This is a genomic window from Streptomyces sp. NPDC002156, assembly GCF_053593675.1.
In genome coordinates, this window is record NZ_JBSFDA010000193.1 from 1 (window position 1) to 18627 (window position 18627).

The window sequence follows — 18627 nt, forward strand, 5'->3', positions numbered from 1 at the left end:
GTCGTCTCCGACACGCGGTAGTGCTCCGAGAGCGCGGGGAGGGTCGGGATCTGGTCGCCCGCGCTGAACTCACCGGACGAGATGCGACGACGCATCTTGACGCCAATCGGTTCGTTCTTGTGATGCGCAGGACACCCCGACGGACCACGCCGCGTTGTACAACGTAAGCTGTACCAGTGCTGAATCGCGGCAAGTAGGGCGATACCGCGCGACACCCGGCATCGGACCGCCGCGCGGACGGCTGGGCGGCGTGTCCGAAATAGTGCCCATTGGGTCAGCAGTGTAGAACGGGAGATGTGACGGCGATGGCTACGGAAACTCCCCAGCTCCCCACAGCGTGTGCCGTCCCCGCCCCGGGCAGTGAACGGTGACGGCGACCGGTCATGCGCGCACCGCCGCCGACCCGGAGCGCGGCACGCTCGACAAGGCCGCGGACGAGAACTTCCCCGTGGCACCCTTCTTTTTGCCCAAGGCCTGGCGCACCGACCTCATGGCCGTCTACGGCTTCGCCCGCCTCGTCGACGACATCGGCGACGGCGACCTCGCCCCCGGCGGCGCCGACGCCCGGCTGCTCGGCGTCGCCCCCGAAGCGGCCGACGACCGGCTCGCCCTCCTCGACGCCTTCGAGACCGACCTGCGCAGAGTCTTCGACGGCACCCCGCACCACCCTCTCCTGCGCCGGCTCCAGCCGACGGTGCGCCGCCGCGCCCTCACCCCCGAGCCGTTCCTCGGCCTGATCGCCGCCAACCGCCAGGACCAGCAGGTCAAGCGGTACGAGACGTACGACGACCTCCTCGCCTACTGCGAGCTGTCCGCCAACCCCGTCGGTCGCCTCGTCCTCGCCGTCACCGGCACCGCGACGCCCGAGCGGATCCGCCGCTCCGACGCCGTGTGCACGGCCCTCCAGATCGTCGAACACCTCCAGGACGTCGCCGAGGACCTCGGCCGCGACCGGATCTATCTGCCCGCCCAGGACATGAAGCGCTTTCACGTCCAGGAGGCGGATCTCGCCGTCCCCACCGCAGGAGCGTCGGTGCGCGCACTGATCGCATACGAAGCGGAACGCGCGCGTGACCTGCTGAATGAAGGCACCCCCCTCGTGGGTAGCGTCCACGGCAGGCTGAAGCTGCTGCTCGCGGGTTTCGTGGCGGGGGGAAAAGCGGCAATCCAAGCGATCGCCGCCGCCGAATACGACGTACTTCCCGGCCCGCCCAAGCCCGGCAGGATCCAGTTGCTGCGCCAGGTGGGCACAACCCTGCGAGGAGAGGGGTGATCCGGACCGTGGAGTCGGAACCACACGTGTCCGCACCGGTACTCGCCGCCTACACCTACTGCGAGTCCGTCACCGGGCAGCAGGCCCGCAACTTCGCGTACGGCATCAGACTGCTGCCGACGCCGAAGCGGCGCGCCATGTCCGCTCTGTACGCGTTCTCGCGGCGCGTCGACGACATCGGTGACGGCACACTGGCCCCCGAGGTCAAGGCGGCACGGCTGGAGGACACCAGAGCACTGCTCACCCGGGTGCGCGAGGGCGCGGTCGACGAGGACGACACCGATCCCGTCGCGGTCGCCCTCAGTCACGCGGGGACGCACTTCCCGATCCCGCTCGGCGGCCTCGACGAGCTCATCGACGGCGTCGTGATGGACGTACGCGGTGAGACCTACGAGACCTGGGACGACCTGAAGGTCTACTGCCGCTGTGTGGCCGGGGCCATCGGGCGGTTGTCCCTGGGCGTGTTCGGCACGGAGAAGGGCGCGCGGGGAGCGGAACGCGCCTCGGAGTACGCCGACACGCTGGGGCTCGCCCTCCAGCTCACCAACATCCTGCGGGACGTCCGCGAGGACGCCGAGGGCGGGCGGACCTATCTGCCGTCCGACGACCTCGCCAAGTTCGGCTGCTCGGCCGGGTTCAGCGGGCCGAACCCGCCGGAGGGCTCCGACTTCGTGGGCCTCGTCCACTTCGAAGTACGGCGCGCCCGCGCCCTGTTCGCCGAGGGCTACCGGCTGCTGCCCATGCTCGACCGGCGCAGCGGCGCCTGTGTCGCCGCCATGGCCGGCATCTACCGACGGCTCCTCGACCGCATCGAGCGCGAGCCGGAGGCGGTGCTGCGCGGCCGGGTCTCGCTGCCCGGACGCGAGAAGGCGTACGTCGCGGTGCGCGGCCTGTCCGGTCTGGACGCCCGGCATGTCTCCCGGCGGACCGTCAGGAGGCGGGCCTGATGGACAATTCGGCCCAAGGTGATGTGACCGAGACGAAACGGCGCGCAACCCTCCGGTCGGGGACGGCGTCCCTGACTTCAACGGCCTGCCGTGCGGCGTTCATCCGGCGCGGCGGGTGCACAGGGGGGAGTGCGCGATGAGCGACGGTACGCAGCCCGGAGAACGTCCGGGCCACCACGGTGAGAAGAGCGCCGTGGTGGTCGGCGGCGGACTGGCGGGCATCACCACGGCACTGTCCCTGGCCGACGCCGGGGTCCGCGTCACCCTGCTCGAAGGCAGGCCGCGCCTCGGCGGGCTCGCCTTCTCCTTCCAGCGCGACGGACTCACCGTCGACAACGGCCAGCATGTGTACCTGCGTTGCTGCACCGCCTACCGCTGGTTCCTCGACCGCATCGACGCCGCCGAACTCGCCCCGGTGCAGGCACGTCTCGACGTGCCGGTCGTCGACGTGGCGAAACCCGCCGGACGGCGCCTGGGCAGACTTCGGCGCGATCCGCTGCCCGTACCTCTGCATCTCGGGCGCAGCCTGGCCACGTATCCGCACCTCTCGCTCGCCGAGCGCGCCAGAGTAGGGCGTGCCGCACTCGCGCTCAAGGCACTGGACCTCGCCGACCCGGCGCTGGACGCACAGGACTTCGGCAGCTGGCTGGCCGCGCACGGTCAGTCGCCGCGTGCCGTCGAGGCACTGTGGGACCTGGTGGGGGTCGCCACCCTCAACGCGGTGGCCGGGGACTCGTCCCTCGGGCTCGCCGCGATGGTGTTCAAGACCGGTCTGCTGTCCGACCCGGGCGCGGCCGACATCGGCTGGGCGCGCGTCCCGCTGGGCGAACTGCACGACACTCTGGCCCGCAAGGCGCTCGACTCCGCGGGCGTGCGTACCGAAGTCCGTACACGCGTCACCTCCATCCAACACAACGAGAACGGCCGTTGGAGCGTTCAGGTTCCCGGCGAAACCCTCGACGCGGACGCCGTCGTGCTCGCCGTGGCCCAGCAGGAGGCGCACGATCTTCTGCCCGCGGGTGCGCTCGACGCCCCCGAGCGGCTGCTGGAGATCGGCACCGCGCCCATTCTCAACGTGCATGTGGTGTACGACCGGAAGGTGCTGAGCACGCCGTTCCTCGCGGCGCTCGGCAGCCCGGTGCAGTGGGTGTTCGACCGGACCGAGGCGTCCGGGCTCGGCGGCGACGGCCAGTACCTGGCGCTGTCGCAGTCGGCCGCGCACGACGAGATCGACGAGCCCGTGGCGGCGCTGCGCGAGCGGTATCTCCCGGAGCTGGAGCGGCTGTTGCCCCGCGCGCGGGGCGCGGAGGTACGGGATTTCTTCGTCACCCGGGAGCGGACAGCGACGTTCGCCCCCACCCCCGGCGTCGGTCGGCTGCGGCCCGGCGCCCGCACCAAAGCCCCCGGCCTTTACCTGGCCGGTTCGTGGACCGCCACGGGGTGGCCCGCGACCATGGAGAGTGCGGTCCGCAGCGGCGTCAGTGCGGCCGGCGCCGCGCTGGGCGCCCTGGGCCGGCCCCGCCATCACCTCTTCGACGTAGAGGAGGCAGCGTGATGCTCGATCATCCGCAGGCGACGGGGCTCCGCACCCCCAGCACCGCATCTAGAGGAGAGACTGTGCCCACTGTGCCCCCGGCCCCGAAGGCTGCCGACGTAGTGGACGTGACCGCGCTCCTGGAGCGCGGCCGGACCCTGGCCACTCCGGTGCTGCGGACGGCGATCGACCGTCTCGCGGCCCCCATGGACACCGTCTCCGCCTACCACTTCGGCTGGATCGACGCCCAGGGCCGGCCCGCGGCCGGCGACGGCGGCAAGGCCGTACGCCCGGCGCTCGCCGTCCTGTCCGCCGAGGTCACCGGCGCCGCACCCGAGGTCGGCATCCCCGGTGCGGTCGCCGTCGAGCTGGTGCACAACTTCTCGCTGCTGCACGACGACCTGATGGACGGCGACGAACAGCGCCGCCACCGCGACACCGTCTGGAAGGTGCACGGCCCCGCCCAGGCCATCCTCGTCGGCGACGCCCTGTTCGCGCTGGCCAACGAGATCCTCCTGGAACTCGGCACCGTCGAGGCAGGGCGTGCCACCCGCCGCCTCACCACCGCGACCCGTGCCCTCATCGACGGCCAGGCGCAGGACATCTCCTACGAGCACCGCGACCGCGTCAGCGTCGAGGAGTGCCTGGAGATGGAGGGCAACAAGACCGGCGCCCTGCTCGCCTGCGCCAGCTCCATCGGCGCGGTCCTCGGCGGCGCGGACGACCGCACCGCCGACACTCTGGAGAAGTACGGCTACCACCTCGGCCTGGCCTTCCAGGCCGTCGACGACCTCCTCGGCATCTGGGGCGACCCGGAGGCCACCGGCAAGCAGACCTGGAGCGACCTGCGCCAGCGCAAGAAGTCCCTGCCCGTCGTCGCCGCCCTCGCGGCGAGCGGCCCGGCCGCCGAGCAACTCGGCGACCTCCTCGCCGCCGACGCGAAGAGCAGCGACTTCGAGAACTTCTCCGAGGAGGAGTTCGCCGTCCGCGCCGCCCTGATCGAACAGGCGGGCGGCCGGGAGTGGACCGCCGAGGAGGCGCGCCGACAGCACACCATCGCCGTCGACGCACTGAACGCCATCGACATGCCCGACCGGGTGCGTGCGCAGTTCACGGCGCTCGCCGACTTCGTCGTCGTACGAAAGAGATGATCACTATCGGTCGAATAAGCCTCGCGTAGTCGCCGGCCGGCGCCGCGTTCCAGCGGCGCATCGGCCGACGGCGGACCCACAGCAGAGACATCCACTGCACGAAGGGGAAGCCATGACAGCGACGACCGACGGAAGCACCGGGGCACTGCCGCCCCGCGCTGCCTCGGCCAGCGAAACCGACACCGACGCCCCAGTGGCGGCAGGGGTTCAGGATGCCGCCGCGCGTGCCGTCAGGCGCGCCACCGAACATCTGCTCGCGCGGCAGGACGCCCAGGGCTGGTGGAAGGGCGACCTCGAGACCAACGTCACGATGGACGCCGAGGACCTGCTGCTCCGCCAGTTCCTGGGCATCCGCGACGAACAGACCACCCAGGCAGCCGCGTTGTTCATCCGCGGCGAGCAGCGCGACGACGGCACCTGGGCCACCTTCTACAGCGGACCCGCCGAACTCTCCGCCACCATCGAGGCGTACGTCGCCCTGCGGCTGGCCGGGGACGCCCCGGACGCGCCGCACATGGCGAAGGCGTCCGCCTGGATCCGCGACCGGGGAGGCATCGCCGCCGCCCGCGTCTTCACCCGGATCTGGCTGGCCCTGTTCGGCTGGTGGAAGTGGGACGACCTCCCCGAACTCCCGCCGGAACTCATCTACTTCCCGAAGTGGATGCCGCTCAACATCTACGACTTCGGCTGCTGGGCCCGGCAGACCATCGTGCCGCTCACCATCGTCAGCGCCAAGCGCCCGGTCCGCCCGGCGCCCTTCCCGCTCGACGAGCTGCACACCGACCCCGCGGTGCCCAACTCGGGCAAGTCCCTTGCTCCGCTGGTGAGTTGGGACGGTGCCTTCCAGCGGCTCGACAAGGCCCTGCACGGCTACCGCAAGGTCGCGCTGCGCAGGCTGCGCAAGGCCGCCATGAACGCGGCCGCCCGCTGGATCATCGAGCGCCAGGAGAACGACGGCTGCTGGGGAGGCATCCAGCCGCCCGCCGTCTACTCGGTGATCGCCCTGCACCTGCTCGGCTACGACCTCGAACACCCCGTCATGCGGGCCGGGTTGGAGTCCCTGGACCGCTTCACGGTGTGGCGCGAGGACGGGGCCCGGATGATCGAGGCCTGTCAGTCGCCGGTGTGGGACACCTGCCTCGCGGTCATCGCCCTCGCCGACGCGGGTGTGCCCGCCGACCACCCCCAACTGGTCAGGGCCGCCGACTGGATGTTGGGCGAGCAGATCGTCAGGCCCGGCGACTGGTCCGTACGCCGGCCCGAACTGCCGCCGGGCGGCTGGGCGTTCGAGTTCCACAACGACAACTACCCCGACATCGACGACACCGCCGAGGTCGTCCTCGCGCTGCGCCGCGTCCGGCACCACGATCCGGAGCGGGTCGAGAACGCCATCGGGCGCGGGGTCCGCTGGAACCTCGGGATGCAGTCGAAGAACGGCGCCTGGGGTGCCTTCGACGTCGACAACACCAGTCCGCTTCCCAACAAGCTGCCGTTCTGCGACTTCGGCGAGGTCATCGACCCGCCGTCCGCCGACGTCACCGCGCATGTCGTGGAGATGCTGGCGGTCGAGGGCATGTCCCACGATCCGCGCACCCGGCGCGGCATCGAGTGGCTGCTCGCCGAACAGGAGGCCGACGGCTCGTGGTTCGGCCGCTGGGGCGTCAACTACGTCTACGGCACCGGCTCGGTGGTGCCCGCGCTGACCGCCGCAGGGCTGCCCGCCGCGCATCCGGCGATCCGGCGCGCGGTGGACTGGCTGGAGAAGGTCCAGAACGACGACGGCGGCTGGGGCGAGGACCTGCGCTCCTACAACGACAGCAAGGCCTGGAGCGGCAAGGGCGCCTCGACCGCCTCCCAGACGGCCTGGGCGCTGCTGGCCCTCCTCTCCGCCGGGGAGCAGGACTCCAAGGCCGTCGAACGCGGAGTCGAGTGGCTCGCCGCGACCCAGCTGCCGGACGGCTCCTGGGACGAGCCGTACTTCACCGGCACCGGCTTCCCCTGGGACTTCTCGATCAACTACCACCTCTACCGCCAGGTCTTCCCGCTCACCGCGCTCGGCCGGTACGTCCACGGAGAGCCGTTCGCCGACGCCAAGGGGGGCTGATGGACAGGCAGCCCGAGCCGGCCCCGCTGCTGATCGCCTGTGCGCTCGGCATCGAACGGCTCGCCCTGCGCCGGGGCACGCGCGGCGACGGTCCCGTCACCGTGCTGCGTACGGGCATGGGGCCCGAGGCGGCCGAGGCGGCCGTCACCCGGGCGCTGGCCGACCCGGCGCTGCGCGACGCCGTCGTGCTGGCCACGGGCTTCTGCGCGGGACTGGCCCCCGGGATGCACCCCGGTGACCTGGTGGTCGCCGAGGAGACCCGGGACCCGCGCGGCGTCACCCGCTGTGACGGCGTCGAACTTCTCGTCAAGGAACTGGTGCGTGCCGTGCCCGGGCGCACCGTCCACACCGGCCCTCTCACCGGCTCCGACCACGTCGTACGAGGTCACGAGCGGTCGGATCTGCTCGCGACCGGCGCAATCGCGGTCGACATGGAGTCGGCGGCCACGCTCCACAGCGCCGTGCGCACGGGCGTGCGCCCGGTTGCGGCCGTACGGGTGGTCGTGGACGCTCCAGAACATGAACTCGTCCGGATCGGCACGGTACGCGGTGGAATATCGGCTTTCCGCGTTCTTCGTTCGGTCCTTCCAGCATTTGTCGAATGGCACCGTTCCTTGCTGCTCCCCAGGAGGTGAGACAGATGGCCATGCCGCTCCGCCAGACCATCAAGATCGCTACATATTTGGCCGAACAGAAACTCCGCAAGCGGGACAAGTTCCCGCTGATCGTCGAACTCGAACCGCTCTACGCCTGCAACCTCAAGTGCGAGGGCTGCGGCAAGATCCAGCATCCGGCGGGTGTGCTCAAGCAGCGCATGCCGGTCGCCCAAGCGGTCGGTGCGGTGCTGGAGTCCGGGGCGCCGATGGTGTCCATCGCGGGCGGCGAACCCCTGATGCACCCTCATATCGACGAGATCGTGCGGCAGTTGGTGGCAAAGAAGAAGTACGTCTTCCTCTGCACCAACGCCGTGCTGCTGCGCAAGAAGATGGACAAGTTCACGCCGTCGCCGTTCTTCGCGTTCGCCGTGCACATCGACGGTCTGCGTGAGCGGCACGACGAGTCCGTCGCGAAGGAAGGGGTGTTCGACGAGGCCGTGGCCGCCATCAAGGAGGCCAAGAAGCGCGGTTTCCGGGTCACCACCAACTCGACCTTCTTCAACACCGACACCCCGCAGACCGTCATCGAGGTGCTCAACTTCCTCAACGACGAGCTCCAGGTCGACGAGATGATGATCTCGCCCGCCTACGCCTACGAGAAGGCTCCCGACCAGGAGCACTTCCTTGGCGTCGAGCAGACCCGCGAGCTGTTCAAGAAGGCTTTCGGTGGCGGCAACCGGCGGCGCTGGAGGCTCAACCACTCCCCGCTCTTCCTGGACTTCCTGGAGGGCAAGGCGGACTTCCCGTGCACGGCGTGGGCGATCCCGAACTACTCGCTGTTCGGCTGGCAGAAGCCCTGCTACCTGATGAGCGACGGGTACGTGACCACGTACAAGGACCTCATCGAGAAGACCGACTGGGACGCCTACGGGCGTGGCAAGGACGACCGGTGTGCCAACTGCATGGCGCACTGCGGGTACGAGCCGACGGCCGTCATGGCCACCATGGGATCCCTGAAGGAGTCGCTGCGAGCCATGCGCGAGACCGTCGCCGGGAACAGGGAGTGACGTCGTGACCGCCATTTCCTTGGGCGTTCCCGAGGTACCGGTCCGTCCGATCGCCGAGCGCCGGGTCTCCCGGCGCATCGAGGTCGGGCCGGTGGCGGTCGGGGGCGGGGCCCCGGTGTCCGTGCAGTCGATGACGACGACGCGTACGTCGGACATCGGTGCCACGCTCCAGCAGATCGCCGAACTCACCGCGTCCGGCTGCCAGATCGTGCGTGTCGCCTGTCCCACGCAGGACGACGCGGACGCGTTGGCGACGATCGCGCGCAAGTCGCAGATCCCGGTGATCGCCGACATCCACTTCCAGCCGAAGTACGTGTTCGCCGCGATCGAGGCCGGCTGTGCGGCGGTGCGGGTGAACCCGGGCAACATCAAGCAGTTCGACGACAAGGTGCGGGAGATCGCGCGGGCCGCGGGCGACCACGGCACGCCGATCCGGATCGGGGTCAACGCCGGTTCCCTGGACCGGAGGTTGCTCCAGAAGTACGGCAAGGCGACCCCGGAGGCGCTCGTCGAGTCGGCGCTGTGGGAGGCGTCGCTGTTCGAGGAGCACGGCTTCCAGGACATCAAGATCTCCGTCAAGCACAACGACCCGGTGATCATGGTGAACGCCTATCGGCAGCTCGCCGAACAGTGCGACTACCCGCTGCACTTGGGCGTCACCGAGGCCGGTCCTGCCTTCCAGGGGACCATCAAGTCGGCTGTCGCTTTCGGGGCGTTGCTGAGCGAGGGCATCGGGGACACCATCCGGGTCTCGCTGTCGGCGCCGCCCGCCGAGGAGGTCAAGGTCGGCATCCAGATCCTGGAGTCGCTGAACCTGCGCCAACGGCGGCTGGAGATCGTGTCGTGTCCGTCCTGCGGGCGGGCCCAGGTCGACGTCTACAAGCTCGCCGATCAGGTCACAGCGGGCCTGGAGGGCATGGAAGTGCCGTTGCGCGTCGCGGTCATGGGGTGTGTGGTCAACGGCCCCGGCGAGGCGCGGGAGGCGGACCTCGGGGTCGCCTCCGGCAACGGCAAGGGGCAGATCTTCGTGAAGGGCGAGGTCATCAAGACGGTGCCCGAGTCGAAGATCGTGGAGACCCTGATCGAGGAGGCGATGAAGATCGCCGAACAGATGGAGCAGGACGGCGTCGCGTCGGGGGAACCGGCGGTCTCCGTGAGCTGAACAGCAGCACGGGCTGACGAGTACGGAAGAAGAGGGGGCCCGAGCGTGACGATTCTGGAGAACATCCGGGGACCACGCGACCTGAAGGCGCTGTCCGAGGCGGAACTCGGTGAACTGTCCGACGAGATACGGGAGTTCCTGGTGCACGCGGTCGCCAGGACCGGCGGCCATCTCGGGCCCAATCTGGGGGTGGTGGAACTCTCCATCGCGCTCCACCGGGTCTTCGAGTCACCGGTCGACCGCATCCTGTGGGACACCGGCCACCAGAGCTACGTGCACAAACTTCTGACGGGACGTCAGGACTTCTCCAAGCTGCGCGGCAAGGGGGGCCTGTCCGGCTATCCCTCGCGTGAGGAGTCCGAGCACGACGTCATCGAGAACAGCCACGCCTCCACCGCGCTCGGCTGGGCCGACGGGCTCGCCAAGGCCCGCCAGGTGCAGGGCGAGAAGGGGCATGTCGTCGCGGTGATCGGCGATGGCGCGCTCACCGGCGGGATGGCCTGGGAGGCGCTCAACAACATCGCGGCGGCCAAGGACCGGCCGCTGATCATCGTCGTCAACGACAACGAACGCTCCTACTCGCCGACCATAGGCGGCCTCGCCAACCACCTCGCGACCCTGCGGACGACGGACAGCTACGAGCAGGTGCTGGCCTGGGGCAAGGACGTGCTGCTGCGCACCCCCCTCATCGGCAACACCATCTACGAGTCGCTGCACGGCGCGAAGAAGGGGTTCAAGGACGCGTTCGCGCCGCAGGGCATGTTCGAGGACCTGGGGCTGAAGTACGTCGGCCCGATCGACGGGCACGACATCGGGGCGGTGGAGTCCGCGCTGCGGCGCGCGAAGCGGTTCCACGGGCCCGTGCTCATCCACTGTCTGACGGAGAAGGGGCGCGGTTACGAGCCCGCGCGCTCGCACGAGGAGGACCACTTCCACACCGTCGGCGTGATGGACCCGCTCACCTGCGAGCCCCTCGCGCCCTCCAACGGGCCTTCCTGGACCTCGGTGTTCGGCGACGAGATCGTGAAGATCGGGGAGGAGCGGGACGACGTGGTCGCGATCACGGCGGCCATGCTGCATCCCGTGGGCCTCGGCAAGTTCGCCGAACGGTTCCCGGATCGGGTCTGGGACGTCGGGATCGCCGAGCAGCACGCGGCCGTGTCGGCGGCGGGACTGGCGACAGGGGGTCTGCATCCCGTCGTCGCCGTGTACGCCACCTTCCTCAACCGTGCCTTCGACCAGCTGCTGATGGACATCGCACTGCACCGGTGCGGGGTGACCTTCGTGCTGGACCGCGCCGGTGTCACGGGAGTTGACGGAGCGTCACACAACGGCATGTGGGACCTGTCCATCCTTCAGGTCGTGCCCGGACTCCGCATCGCCGCCCCGCGCGACGCCGACCAACTCCGCGCCCAGCTGAGGGAAGCGGTGGCCGTCGACGACGCGCCCACCCTGATCCGGTTCCCCAAGGAGTCGGTCGGGCCGGCGATCGAGGCGGTCGGCCATGTGGGCGGGATGCATGTGCTGCACCGGTCCGAGAAGGCTGCCGACGTGCTCCTGGTGGCCGTCGGCGTGATGGCCCCGGTGTGTCTGCAGGCCGCCGAGCTGCTGGAGGCGCGCGGCATCAACTGCACGGTTGTGGACCCGCGTTGGGTCAAGCCCGTCGACCCCGCGCTGCCGGGCCTCGCCGCCGAACACCGCATGGTGGCCGTCGTCGAGGACAACAGCCGCGCGTCCGGGGTCGGCGCGGCGGTCGCGCTGGCTCTCGGTGATGCCGATGTCGACGTGCCCGTACGGCGGTTCGGGATCCCGGAGCAGTTTCTCGCGCACGCCAAGCGCGGTGAGGTGCTCGCCGACATCGGCCTCACGCCCGTCGAGATCGCGGGACGGATCGGCGCCGGGCTGGCCGTCAAGAACGAGCTGCCCAAGAACGAGCCGCCCAAGGGGAAGGCCAAGGAGAAACAGGAATGACAACCGCTGAACCCGGTTCCCCGTCGGGGGAGTTCGACCTCGGTGCGCTGCTGGCCGAGCGCGGCGCCGAACGCTACGAGCTGCACACCAAGCACCTCAACCACCAGCTCCCGCGCATGCTGCACACCATCGGCTTCGACAAGGTCTACGAGCGGGCCGAGGGCGCGTACTTCTGGGACGCGGACGGCGACGACTACCTCGACATGCTCGCCGGGTTCGGGGTGATGGGCCTCGGCCGCCATCACCCCGTGGTCCGCAAGGCGCTGCACGACGTCCTCGACGCCCAGCTCGCCGACCTCACCCGCTTCGACTGCCAGCCGCTGCCCGGGCTGCTGGCGGAGCGGCTCCTCACCCACAGTCCGCATCTGGACCGGGTGTTCTTCGGCAACAGCGGTACGGAGGCGGTGGAGACCGCGCTCAAGTTCGCCCGGTACGCCACCGGGAAGCCGCGCGTCCTGTACTGCTCGCACGCCTTCCACGGCCTGACAACCGGGTCCCTCTCGGTCAACGGCGAGGACGGCTTCCGGGACGGCTTCGCCCCGCTGCTGCCCGACACCGCCGTACCGCTCGGTGATCTCGACGCCCTGGCACGGGAGTTGAAGAAGGGCGATGTCGCCGCCCTGATCGTCGAGCCGATCCAGGGCAAGGGCGTGCACGAGTCGCCGCCCGGATATCTGCGTGCCGCCCAGGAGTTGCTGCACAAGCACAAGGCGCTGCTCATCGCGGACGAGGTGCAGACGGGCCTAGGGCGGACCGGCGACTTCTACGCCTATCAGCACGAGGAGGGGGTCGAGCCCGATCTGGTGTGCGTGGCGAAGGCGCTGTCGGGCGGGTATGTGCCCGTCGGTGCCACACTCGGCAAGGAGTGGATCTTCAAGAAGGTCTACTCGTCGATCGACCGCGTGCTCGTGCACTCGGCGAGCTTCGGGGGCAACGCCCAGGCGATGGCGGCCGGCCTCGCCGTGCTGTCGGTCATGGAGAACGAGCAGATCGTCGCCAACGCCCGGGCCACCGGGGACCAGTTGAGGACCAGACTGGCGGCGCTGGTCGACAAGTACGAGCTGCTGGCCGACGTACGCGGCCGGGGCCTGATGATCGGCATCGAGTTCGGGAAGCCCAAGTCGCTGAAGCTGCGCGGCCGTTGGACCATGCTCCAGGCCGCCCGCAAGGGGCTCTTCGCCCAGATGGTCGTCGTACCGCTGCTGCAACGGCACCGGATCCTGACCCAGGTCTCCGGCGACCACCTGGAGGTGATCAAGCTGATTCCGCCGCTGGTCGTCGGGGAGCGGGAGGTGGACCGGTTCGTGGACGCCTTCACCGCCGTGATGGACGACGCGCACGGCGGGAGCGGGCTGATGTGGGACTTCGGGAAGACGCTGGTCAAGCAGGCGGTGGCCAATAGATAGCCTGTGAACAGGACAACGGGTTTTGCCTCTGAGGCAAGAAGTTTGCCCCGGAGGCAAAACTGCGGCTGAATGGAGGGCATGAGCCTTCCCGAGGAGTCCGGGCCGGTCGAGGACCTGCCCGTCGTCGCACCGCAGCTCCGGGCGCTGCGCCGCCGGGCCGCCCTCACCCTGGAGGCCGCCGCCCGGGCCGCCGGGCTGTCGCCCGCCCACCTCTCCCGTCTGGAGACGGGGCAGCGCCAGCCCTCGCTGCCGATGCTGCTCGGGCTCGCGCGTATCTACAGTACGACGGTTTCCGAACTGCTCGGTGAGACGGTCGCCGACCGGGACGCCGTCGTGCGTGCCGCCGACATGGAGCCGACGGCCGCCGGCGGCTGGTCGTACTGGCAGGCCGGTGCCTCCGGACGCGGAATGCAGGCGCTGCGCGTCCATGTGCCGTACGGGGCGCAGGGCGACATCGTGCGCGTCCACCCCGGCGAGGAGTGGCTGTACGTCCTCAAGGGACGGCTGCGGCTGCGCCTCGGCGACACCGCCCACATCCTCGCGCCGGGGGACAGCGCGCACTTCGACTCGCTGACCCCGCACCGCCTCGCCGCCGACGGCCGCGACGGCACCGACCTGCTCTTCGTCCACACCCTGCTGCAGAGCCCCACCGCCGCGCTCTGCCTCGGCCCGACCCCTGGAGTCACGCCATGACGGACATGGAAGAGAAGTTCCCCCGGGCCCTGTGGGTCCGGCTGATCATCTACATCGCGGTCGGGCACGTCTTCGCCGCCTTCATCTACCTGCTGTTCGAGGTGGGCGCGAAGCAGTAGCCCGCACAGGCCGCGGGCTCAGTCGAGGAGCCGTTCGCGCAGTCGCTCCCGCGTCTCCGGGCTGACGCCCAGCCCCTGTGTCAGATAGCTGTCGACGCTGCCCCAGGTCTCCTCGACCGTCTCCATGGCCGTCGTCAGATACTCGGGCCGGGTGCCGAAGAGCGGGTTGAGCAGCTCCAGGACCTCGGGGCTGTAGACCTGGGCGCCGGAGCCGTTGCGGCGCACCTTGTAACGTCGGTGCTGCGCGTTCGACTCCATGTAGTCGGCCACGATGGCATCGCGCTCCACCCCGACGGCGAGCAGCGTCACCGCGATGGACAGACCCGCGCGGTCCTTGCCGGCCGCGCAGTGCATCAGGGCCGGGACACTGTCCTCGGCCAGCGCGTGCAGCATCCGGGAGTGCTCGGCCGTGCGGTCCCGGATGATCTCGCGGTAGGAGTTGATCATCCGCTGCTCGCCCTTGCCGTCGGCCAGCAGGCTGCGCAGCTCGTCGAGATCGCCGTCCCGGACCATCTTCCAGAACTCCGCGCCGTGCGCCGGGTCGGACAGCGGGATGTTCACGTTGCGCACACCCGCCAGCTCGACGTCCTGCCCCTCCAGTTTGATGTCCGCCGCGTTCCGGAAGTCGAAGATCGTGTGCAGCCCGAGGGAGCCGAGGAACGCCGCGTCCTCGTCGGTCGCGTGGGCGAGATGACCGCTGCGGAACAGTCTCCCGGGCGCCACCCGCCGGCCGTCCACGGTCGGCAGCCCGCCCACGTCACGGAAGTTTCGTACGCCGCCCAGCTCGGGCTCGGTCGACGGGACCTGCTGCGTCACGAGGGCTCCCTCCCACACCGCCCCGCGGACGCTGCTCGTCGACGGGCGCGCTTCGACGATACGACATGGGTGAACAGGCCAAGGAGTTTTCCACAGGCGTTGCCGTCGACGGCCGTGGCGCCGATGATGTTGAGACTTGGGCGCGCCTGTTCGGATCTGTGGGGACATGATGCTGGAAATCGCCGGAACCGGTCGTACGTGGCTTCTCTCGGGGCCCACGAGCAGTTACGCCGTCCATCTCACCGAGGGCGACGAACTGCTGCATCTGCACTGGGGCCCGCGGGTCGCCCTCGCCGACGCGGAGGCGCTCGCCGTCCGTCCGCTGCCGGACTACTGGCCCTTCGAGTCCCCGCTCGACGGCCGCGAGGAGTACCCGGTCGAGGGCGGCCCCCGTTTCGTACGGCCCGCCCTGTCCGTGCGGACCGACGAGAGCCGGGGCACCGAGTGGCGGTTCGAGGCGTACGAGACCGAGGAGGACGAACTCCGGCTGATGTTCCGGGACGCCGGGCTGTCCATCACGCTCCACTACCGGATGCGCCACGACGTGGTCGAGCGCTGGGTGACCCTCACCCATGACGCGCCCGACGGAACCGGCCCCCTGGAGCTGCTCCGCGCGGACTCCGCCACCTGGACGCTCCCCGACCGCGACGGCTGGCGCCTCTCCCAGTTGCACGGGCGCTGGGCCGCCGAGTCCCGGCTCGTGAAGGCTGATCTCACCTACGGTGAGAAGGTCATCGGCAGCCGACGCGGGCACACCGGGCATCAGCATCTGCCCTGGGTGGCGCTCGACACCGACGCGACCGAGGAGAGCGGCGAGGTGTACGCGTGCGCGCTCGGCTGGTCGGGGTCGTGGCGGATCGCCGTCGCCCAACTGCCCGACGCGCGCGTGCAGATCACCGGCGGGGCGGGGTACGACGACTCCGGGCTGCTGCGGCTGTCGGCCGGGGAGTCCTTCGTCACGCCGGTCTTCGCGGGGCTGTGGACCGACTCCGGGCACGGTGGGGCGAGCCGGGCGTGGCACGCGTACCAGCGCGCGTTCGTCGTCCCGGACGCCGACCGGGACCGGCCCGTGCTCTACAACTCCTGGGAGGCCACCGAGTTCGACATCTCCGAGGAGCAGCAGGGGACGCTGGCCCGGCGGGCCGCCGCGATCGGCGTCGAGCTGTTCGTCGTGGACGACGGCTGGTTCGGGACCCGCACCAGCGACCGGGCCGGCCTCGGCGACTGGACGCCCAACCCCGACCGCTTCCCCGCGGGACTGAAGCCGCTCGCCGAGTACGTGCACGCCCTGGGGATGCGGTTCGGCATCTGGGTCGAGCCCGAGATGGTCAACCCGGACAGCGAGCTGTACCGCGCACACCCCGACTGGGTGCAGTTCCAACCGGGACGAAAGCGGACGGAGTTCCGCAATCAGCTCGTACTGAACCTCGCGCGCGAGGATGTCCGGCAGTATCTCTGGGAGCAGCTCGACGGGCTGCTCTCCAGCGCCCCGATCGACTATGTGAAGTGGGACTTCAACCGCTGCTTCACCGACGCCGGCTGGCCCGGCGAGGACTATCCGCAGCGCCTGTGGGTCGACCACGTGCACGGGCTGTACGCCCTGCTGGACCGGCTGCGGGCCGCCCACCCGGACGTCGCCTTCGAGTCCTGCTCGGGCGGTGGCGGCCGGATCGACCTCGGTGTCCTCGCCCGTACGGACCAGGTGTGGACCTCCGACAACACCGACCCGCTCGACCGGCTCGCCATCCAGGAGGGCTTCAGTCAGATCCATCCGGCGCGGGTCATGGCCGCGTGGGTCACCGACAGCCCGAACACCCAGCTCAACGGCAGGGTCAGCTCGTTGCGGTTCCGGTTCGTGAGTGCGATGGCCGGGGTGCTCGGTGTCGGCGGCGACCTCACCACGTGGACCGAGGAGGAGCTGGCCGAGGCGGGGGAGTGGGTGGGGCTGTACAAGGAGATCCGGCCCGTCGTGCAGCGCGGCGACCTCTACCGGCTGCGGCGGCCGACCGGCGGACTGAGCGCGGTGCAGTACGTGCTCGGCGACGAGACCGTCGTCCTCGCCTGGCTCCAGGCGCAGCACCACGGCGAGCCGGTGCCGGCGCTGCGGCTGCGCGGACTTGACCCCTCGGCGGCGTACGAAAGCCGCGAAACGGGCGAAGTCCACCGAGGTGCCGTGTTGTTGCATCACGGGCTGCGGACCGGCCTCAAGGGTGACCTCGATGCGGCAGTTATCCGGCTGCGTCGCATCTGATACTTCTGCCCTATATGGACTCTATGGCGCCTTCGTTCCAACTCGCCTGGGAATAAAGGTTGCTGTGAATCGGGCGAGTGAGCAGCGTCATATTCGTGACCGTGTGTCGCCGTCATGTTCACGTAATTTCGGCGTGTTTTCAGGGAGTTCGAGGGGCGGAAAGATCCGGAATTCACGGACAGTGACCGGGAATTCTGGGGAGGACCACAGGAAACCCGTACACAGGGAACCTCAGGCTTGTTTCCGTGCGTCTTAGTCGCTTACGTTCGCCACCAATCCGGACGGACGCCCAATCCTGCCGCCGCCCGGAGCCCGCATCGAACACCCGACAACGGCAGGAGCGGGGGACCCACAGGTAGAACGCCTGTTCCGGTCTCTGGAACAGGCTTGGGGTTAAGTCACGTTCAGGCGTGGCCGGACATCTCCAGTCCGCACCCGACAGCTCACCTCGCAGGCGACGGAGAGGAATTCGTCATGCCCGCGAAGGGTAAGCACCGCCGTCCGAAGTCCCAGCGTTTCACCCGTTCGATAGCCGCTGCCGGAACCGGCGGAGCGGCTCTCGCCCTGCCGCTTCTGGGGGCCACCGGCGCCCATGCGGCCACGGCGGAGTCCACCGCCCAGTCCGTGTCGTCGCTTTCGGAATCGGCCAAGTCCGTATCGGCCGAGTCCGTTTCCGCGAAGTCGGAAAAGGCCGGAAAGGCCGCCGCGTCCACGCCTTCCGCCGCCAAGAAGGCGAGCGTCAGGACCTACTCGGTCCAGGCCGGCGACTACCTCTCGAAGATCGCCCAGGAGCAGAGCGTCAGCGGTGGCTGGCAGAAGCTCTACTCGGACAACCGGACCGCCATCGGCGCCGACCCGAGCCTGATCCACCCCGGTCTGAAGCTGACGATCGGCAAGAAGGCCGCGTCGACCTCTTCGCCTTCCTCCTCCTCTTCTTCTTCGTCGAAGTCCTCGTCCTCGTCGTCCTCGAAGTCGACCCAGACGGAGACGTCCAAGCCGGCCGCCGAGAGCGCGAAGGCCGACACCTCGACGACGACCGAGGCCGCCGACACCGGCAGCTCCAGCAGCTCCAGCGGCTTCACCCTCCCCGTGGCCGGTGCCACCGTCGGCACCGCCTACCACGTGTCGGGCAGCATGTGGTCCAGCGGCTACCACACGGGCGTCGACTTCGTCGTCCCGACCGGCACCTCCCTCAAGGCTGTCGGCGCCGGCACGGTCGTCTCCGCGGGCTGGGGCGGCGCGTACGGCAACCAGGTCGTCATCAAGCTCGCCGACGGCTACTACGCCCAGTACGCCCACCTCTCGCAGCTCTCCGTCTCGGCCGGCCAGACCGTGACCGAGGGCCAGCAGGTCGGCCTCTCCGGTGCCACCGGCAACGTGACCGGACCGCACCTGCACTTCGAGATCCGCACCACCCCGGACTACGGCTCCGACGTGGACCCGATCGCGTACCTCCGCTCGAAGGGCGTCGCCGTCGGCTGACACAGACTCTCCGAGGCGGCATCCGCCCCACGATCACCGGGCGGGCCTGGGTCAC

General features: G+C 69.8%; 16 protein-coding genes and 1 riboswitch. Of the genes, 15 read left to right on the top strand and 1 reads right to left on the bottom strand.

Going from position 1 to position 18627, the window contains the following annotated elements; genetic code table 11:
• The first annotated feature begins 367 nt into the window (after nt 1-367).
• The 13 genes from hpnC to ACWCRB_RS42860 all read left to right on the top strand — a co-directional run bounded on the left by hpnC (nt 368) and on the right by ACWCRB_RS42860 (nt 14023).
• On the top strand, nt 368-1273 hold the full coding sequence (gene hpnC / locus ACWCRB_RS42800) for a squalene synthase HpnC (RefSeq protein WP_451001245.1): 906 nt from the start codon (nt 368-370) through the stop codon (nt 1271-1273).
• Nucleotides 1270-2220 (top strand): presqualene diphosphate synthase HpnD, encoded by a 951-nt coding sequence (hpnD, locus tag ACWCRB_RS42805; protein WP_451001246.1) that lies wholly within the window; start codon nt 1270-1272, stop codon nt 2218-2220. Before hpnC ends, hpnD begins: the two co-directional genes overlap by 4 nt.
• A complete protein-coding gene (locus tag ACWCRB_RS42810) occupies nt 2220-2360 on the top strand; it encodes a DUF6380 family protein (protein ID WP_369030980.1) in 141 nt (46 codons plus the stop codon). The genes hpnD and ACWCRB_RS42810 overlap by 1 nt, the downstream gene beginning before the upstream one ends.
• Nucleotides 2357-3775 carry a hydroxysqualene dehydroxylase HpnE gene (gene hpnE, locus ACWCRB_RS42815; protein ID WP_451001247.1) on the top strand — a complete coding sequence of 473 codons (1419 nt, stop codon included), beginning with the start codon at nt 2357-2359 and terminating at the stop codon, nt 3773-3775. Before ACWCRB_RS42810 ends, hpnE begins: the two co-directional genes overlap by 4 nt.
• A gap of 62 nt (nt 3776-3837) precedes the next feature.
• A complete protein-coding gene (locus tag ACWCRB_RS42820; protein WP_451001248.1) occupies nt 3838-4905 on the top strand; it encodes a polyprenyl synthetase family protein in 1068 nt (355 codons plus the stop codon).
• A 112-nt stretch (nt 4906-5017) separates the two neighbouring features.
• Nucleotides 5018-7009: a squalene--hopene cyclase gene (gene shc, locus ACWCRB_RS42825; protein ID WP_451001249.1), complete on the top strand. Its 1992-nt coding sequence runs from the start codon at nt 5018-5020 to the stop codon at nt 7007-7009.
• Entirely contained in the window at nt 7009-7644 is a 636-nt protein-coding gene (locus ACWCRB_RS42830) for a phosphorylase family protein (RefSeq protein ID WP_451001250.1), read from the top strand. Before shc ends, ACWCRB_RS42830 begins: the two co-directional genes overlap by 1 nt.
• Nucleotides 7645-7649: 5 nt before the next feature.
• Nucleotides 7650-8672 carry an adenosyl-hopene transferase HpnH gene (gene hpnH, locus ACWCRB_RS42835; RefSeq protein WP_451001251.1) on the top strand — a complete coding sequence of 341 codons (1023 nt, stop codon included), beginning with the start codon at nt 7650-7652 and terminating at the stop codon, nt 8670-8672.
• Nucleotides 8673-8676: 4 nt separating this feature from the next.
• A complete protein-coding gene (ispG, locus tag ACWCRB_RS42840; protein WP_451001252.1) occupies nt 8677-9834 on the top strand; it encodes a flavodoxin-dependent (E)-4-hydroxy-3-methylbut-2-enyl-diphosphate synthase in 1158 nt (385 codons plus the stop codon).
• Between the two features lie 45 nt (nt 9835-9879).
• Complete coding sequence (dxs, locus tag ACWCRB_RS42845) at nt 9880-11805, top strand: 1-deoxy-D-xylulose-5-phosphate synthase (RefSeq protein ID WP_451001253.1); 1926 nt, start codon at nt 9880-9882, stop codon at nt 11803-11805.
• Nucleotides 11802-13211 carry an aspartate aminotransferase family protein gene (locus ACWCRB_RS42850; protein WP_451001254.1) on the top strand — a complete coding sequence of 470 codons (1410 nt, stop codon included), beginning with the start codon at nt 11802-11804 and terminating at the stop codon, nt 13209-13211. Before dxs ends, ACWCRB_RS42850 begins: the two co-directional genes overlap by 4 nt.
• A 69-nt stretch (nt 13212-13280) precedes the next feature.
• Nucleotides 13281-13904: a helix-turn-helix domain-containing protein gene (locus ACWCRB_RS42855; RefSeq protein ID WP_451001255.1), complete on the top strand. Its 624-nt coding sequence runs from the start codon at nt 13281-13283 to the stop codon at nt 13902-13904.
• Nucleotides 13901-14023 carry a DUF6126 family protein gene (locus ACWCRB_RS42860; protein WP_235473469.1) on the top strand — a complete coding sequence of 41 codons (123 nt, stop codon included), beginning with the start codon at nt 13901-13903 and terminating at the stop codon, nt 14021-14023. Before ACWCRB_RS42855 ends, ACWCRB_RS42860 begins: the two co-directional genes overlap by 4 nt.
• A gap of 18 nt (nt 14024-14041) precedes the next feature.
• Here ACWCRB_RS42860 and ACWCRB_RS42865 read toward each other — a convergent pair whose 3' ends face one another.
• Nucleotides 14042-14839, bottom strand: a complete 798-nt coding sequence (locus ACWCRB_RS42865; RefSeq protein ID WP_451001256.1) for a tyrosine-protein phosphatase — start codon at nt 14837-14839, stop codon at nt 14042-14044.
• Nucleotides 14840-15008: 169 nt separating this feature from the next.
• On the opposite strand from ACWCRB_RS42865, the gene ACWCRB_RS42870 reads away from it, so the two are divergent.
• Nucleotides 15009-17090 (top strand): alpha-galactosidase, encoded by a 2082-nt coding sequence (locus tag ACWCRB_RS42870; protein ID WP_451001258.1) that lies wholly within the window; start codon nt 15009-15011, stop codon nt 17088-17090.
• A gap of 312 nt (nt 17091-17402) precedes the next feature.
• Nucleotides 17403-17562, top strand: a riboswitch (cyclic di-AMP (ydaO/yuaA leader).
• A gap of 2 nt (nt 17563-17564) precedes the next feature.
• Complete coding sequence (locus ACWCRB_RS42875; RefSeq protein WP_451001257.1) at nt 17565-18572, top strand: M23 family metallopeptidase; 1008 nt, start codon at nt 17565-17567, stop codon at nt 18570-18572.
• Nucleotides 18573-18627: the final 55 nt, after the last annotated feature.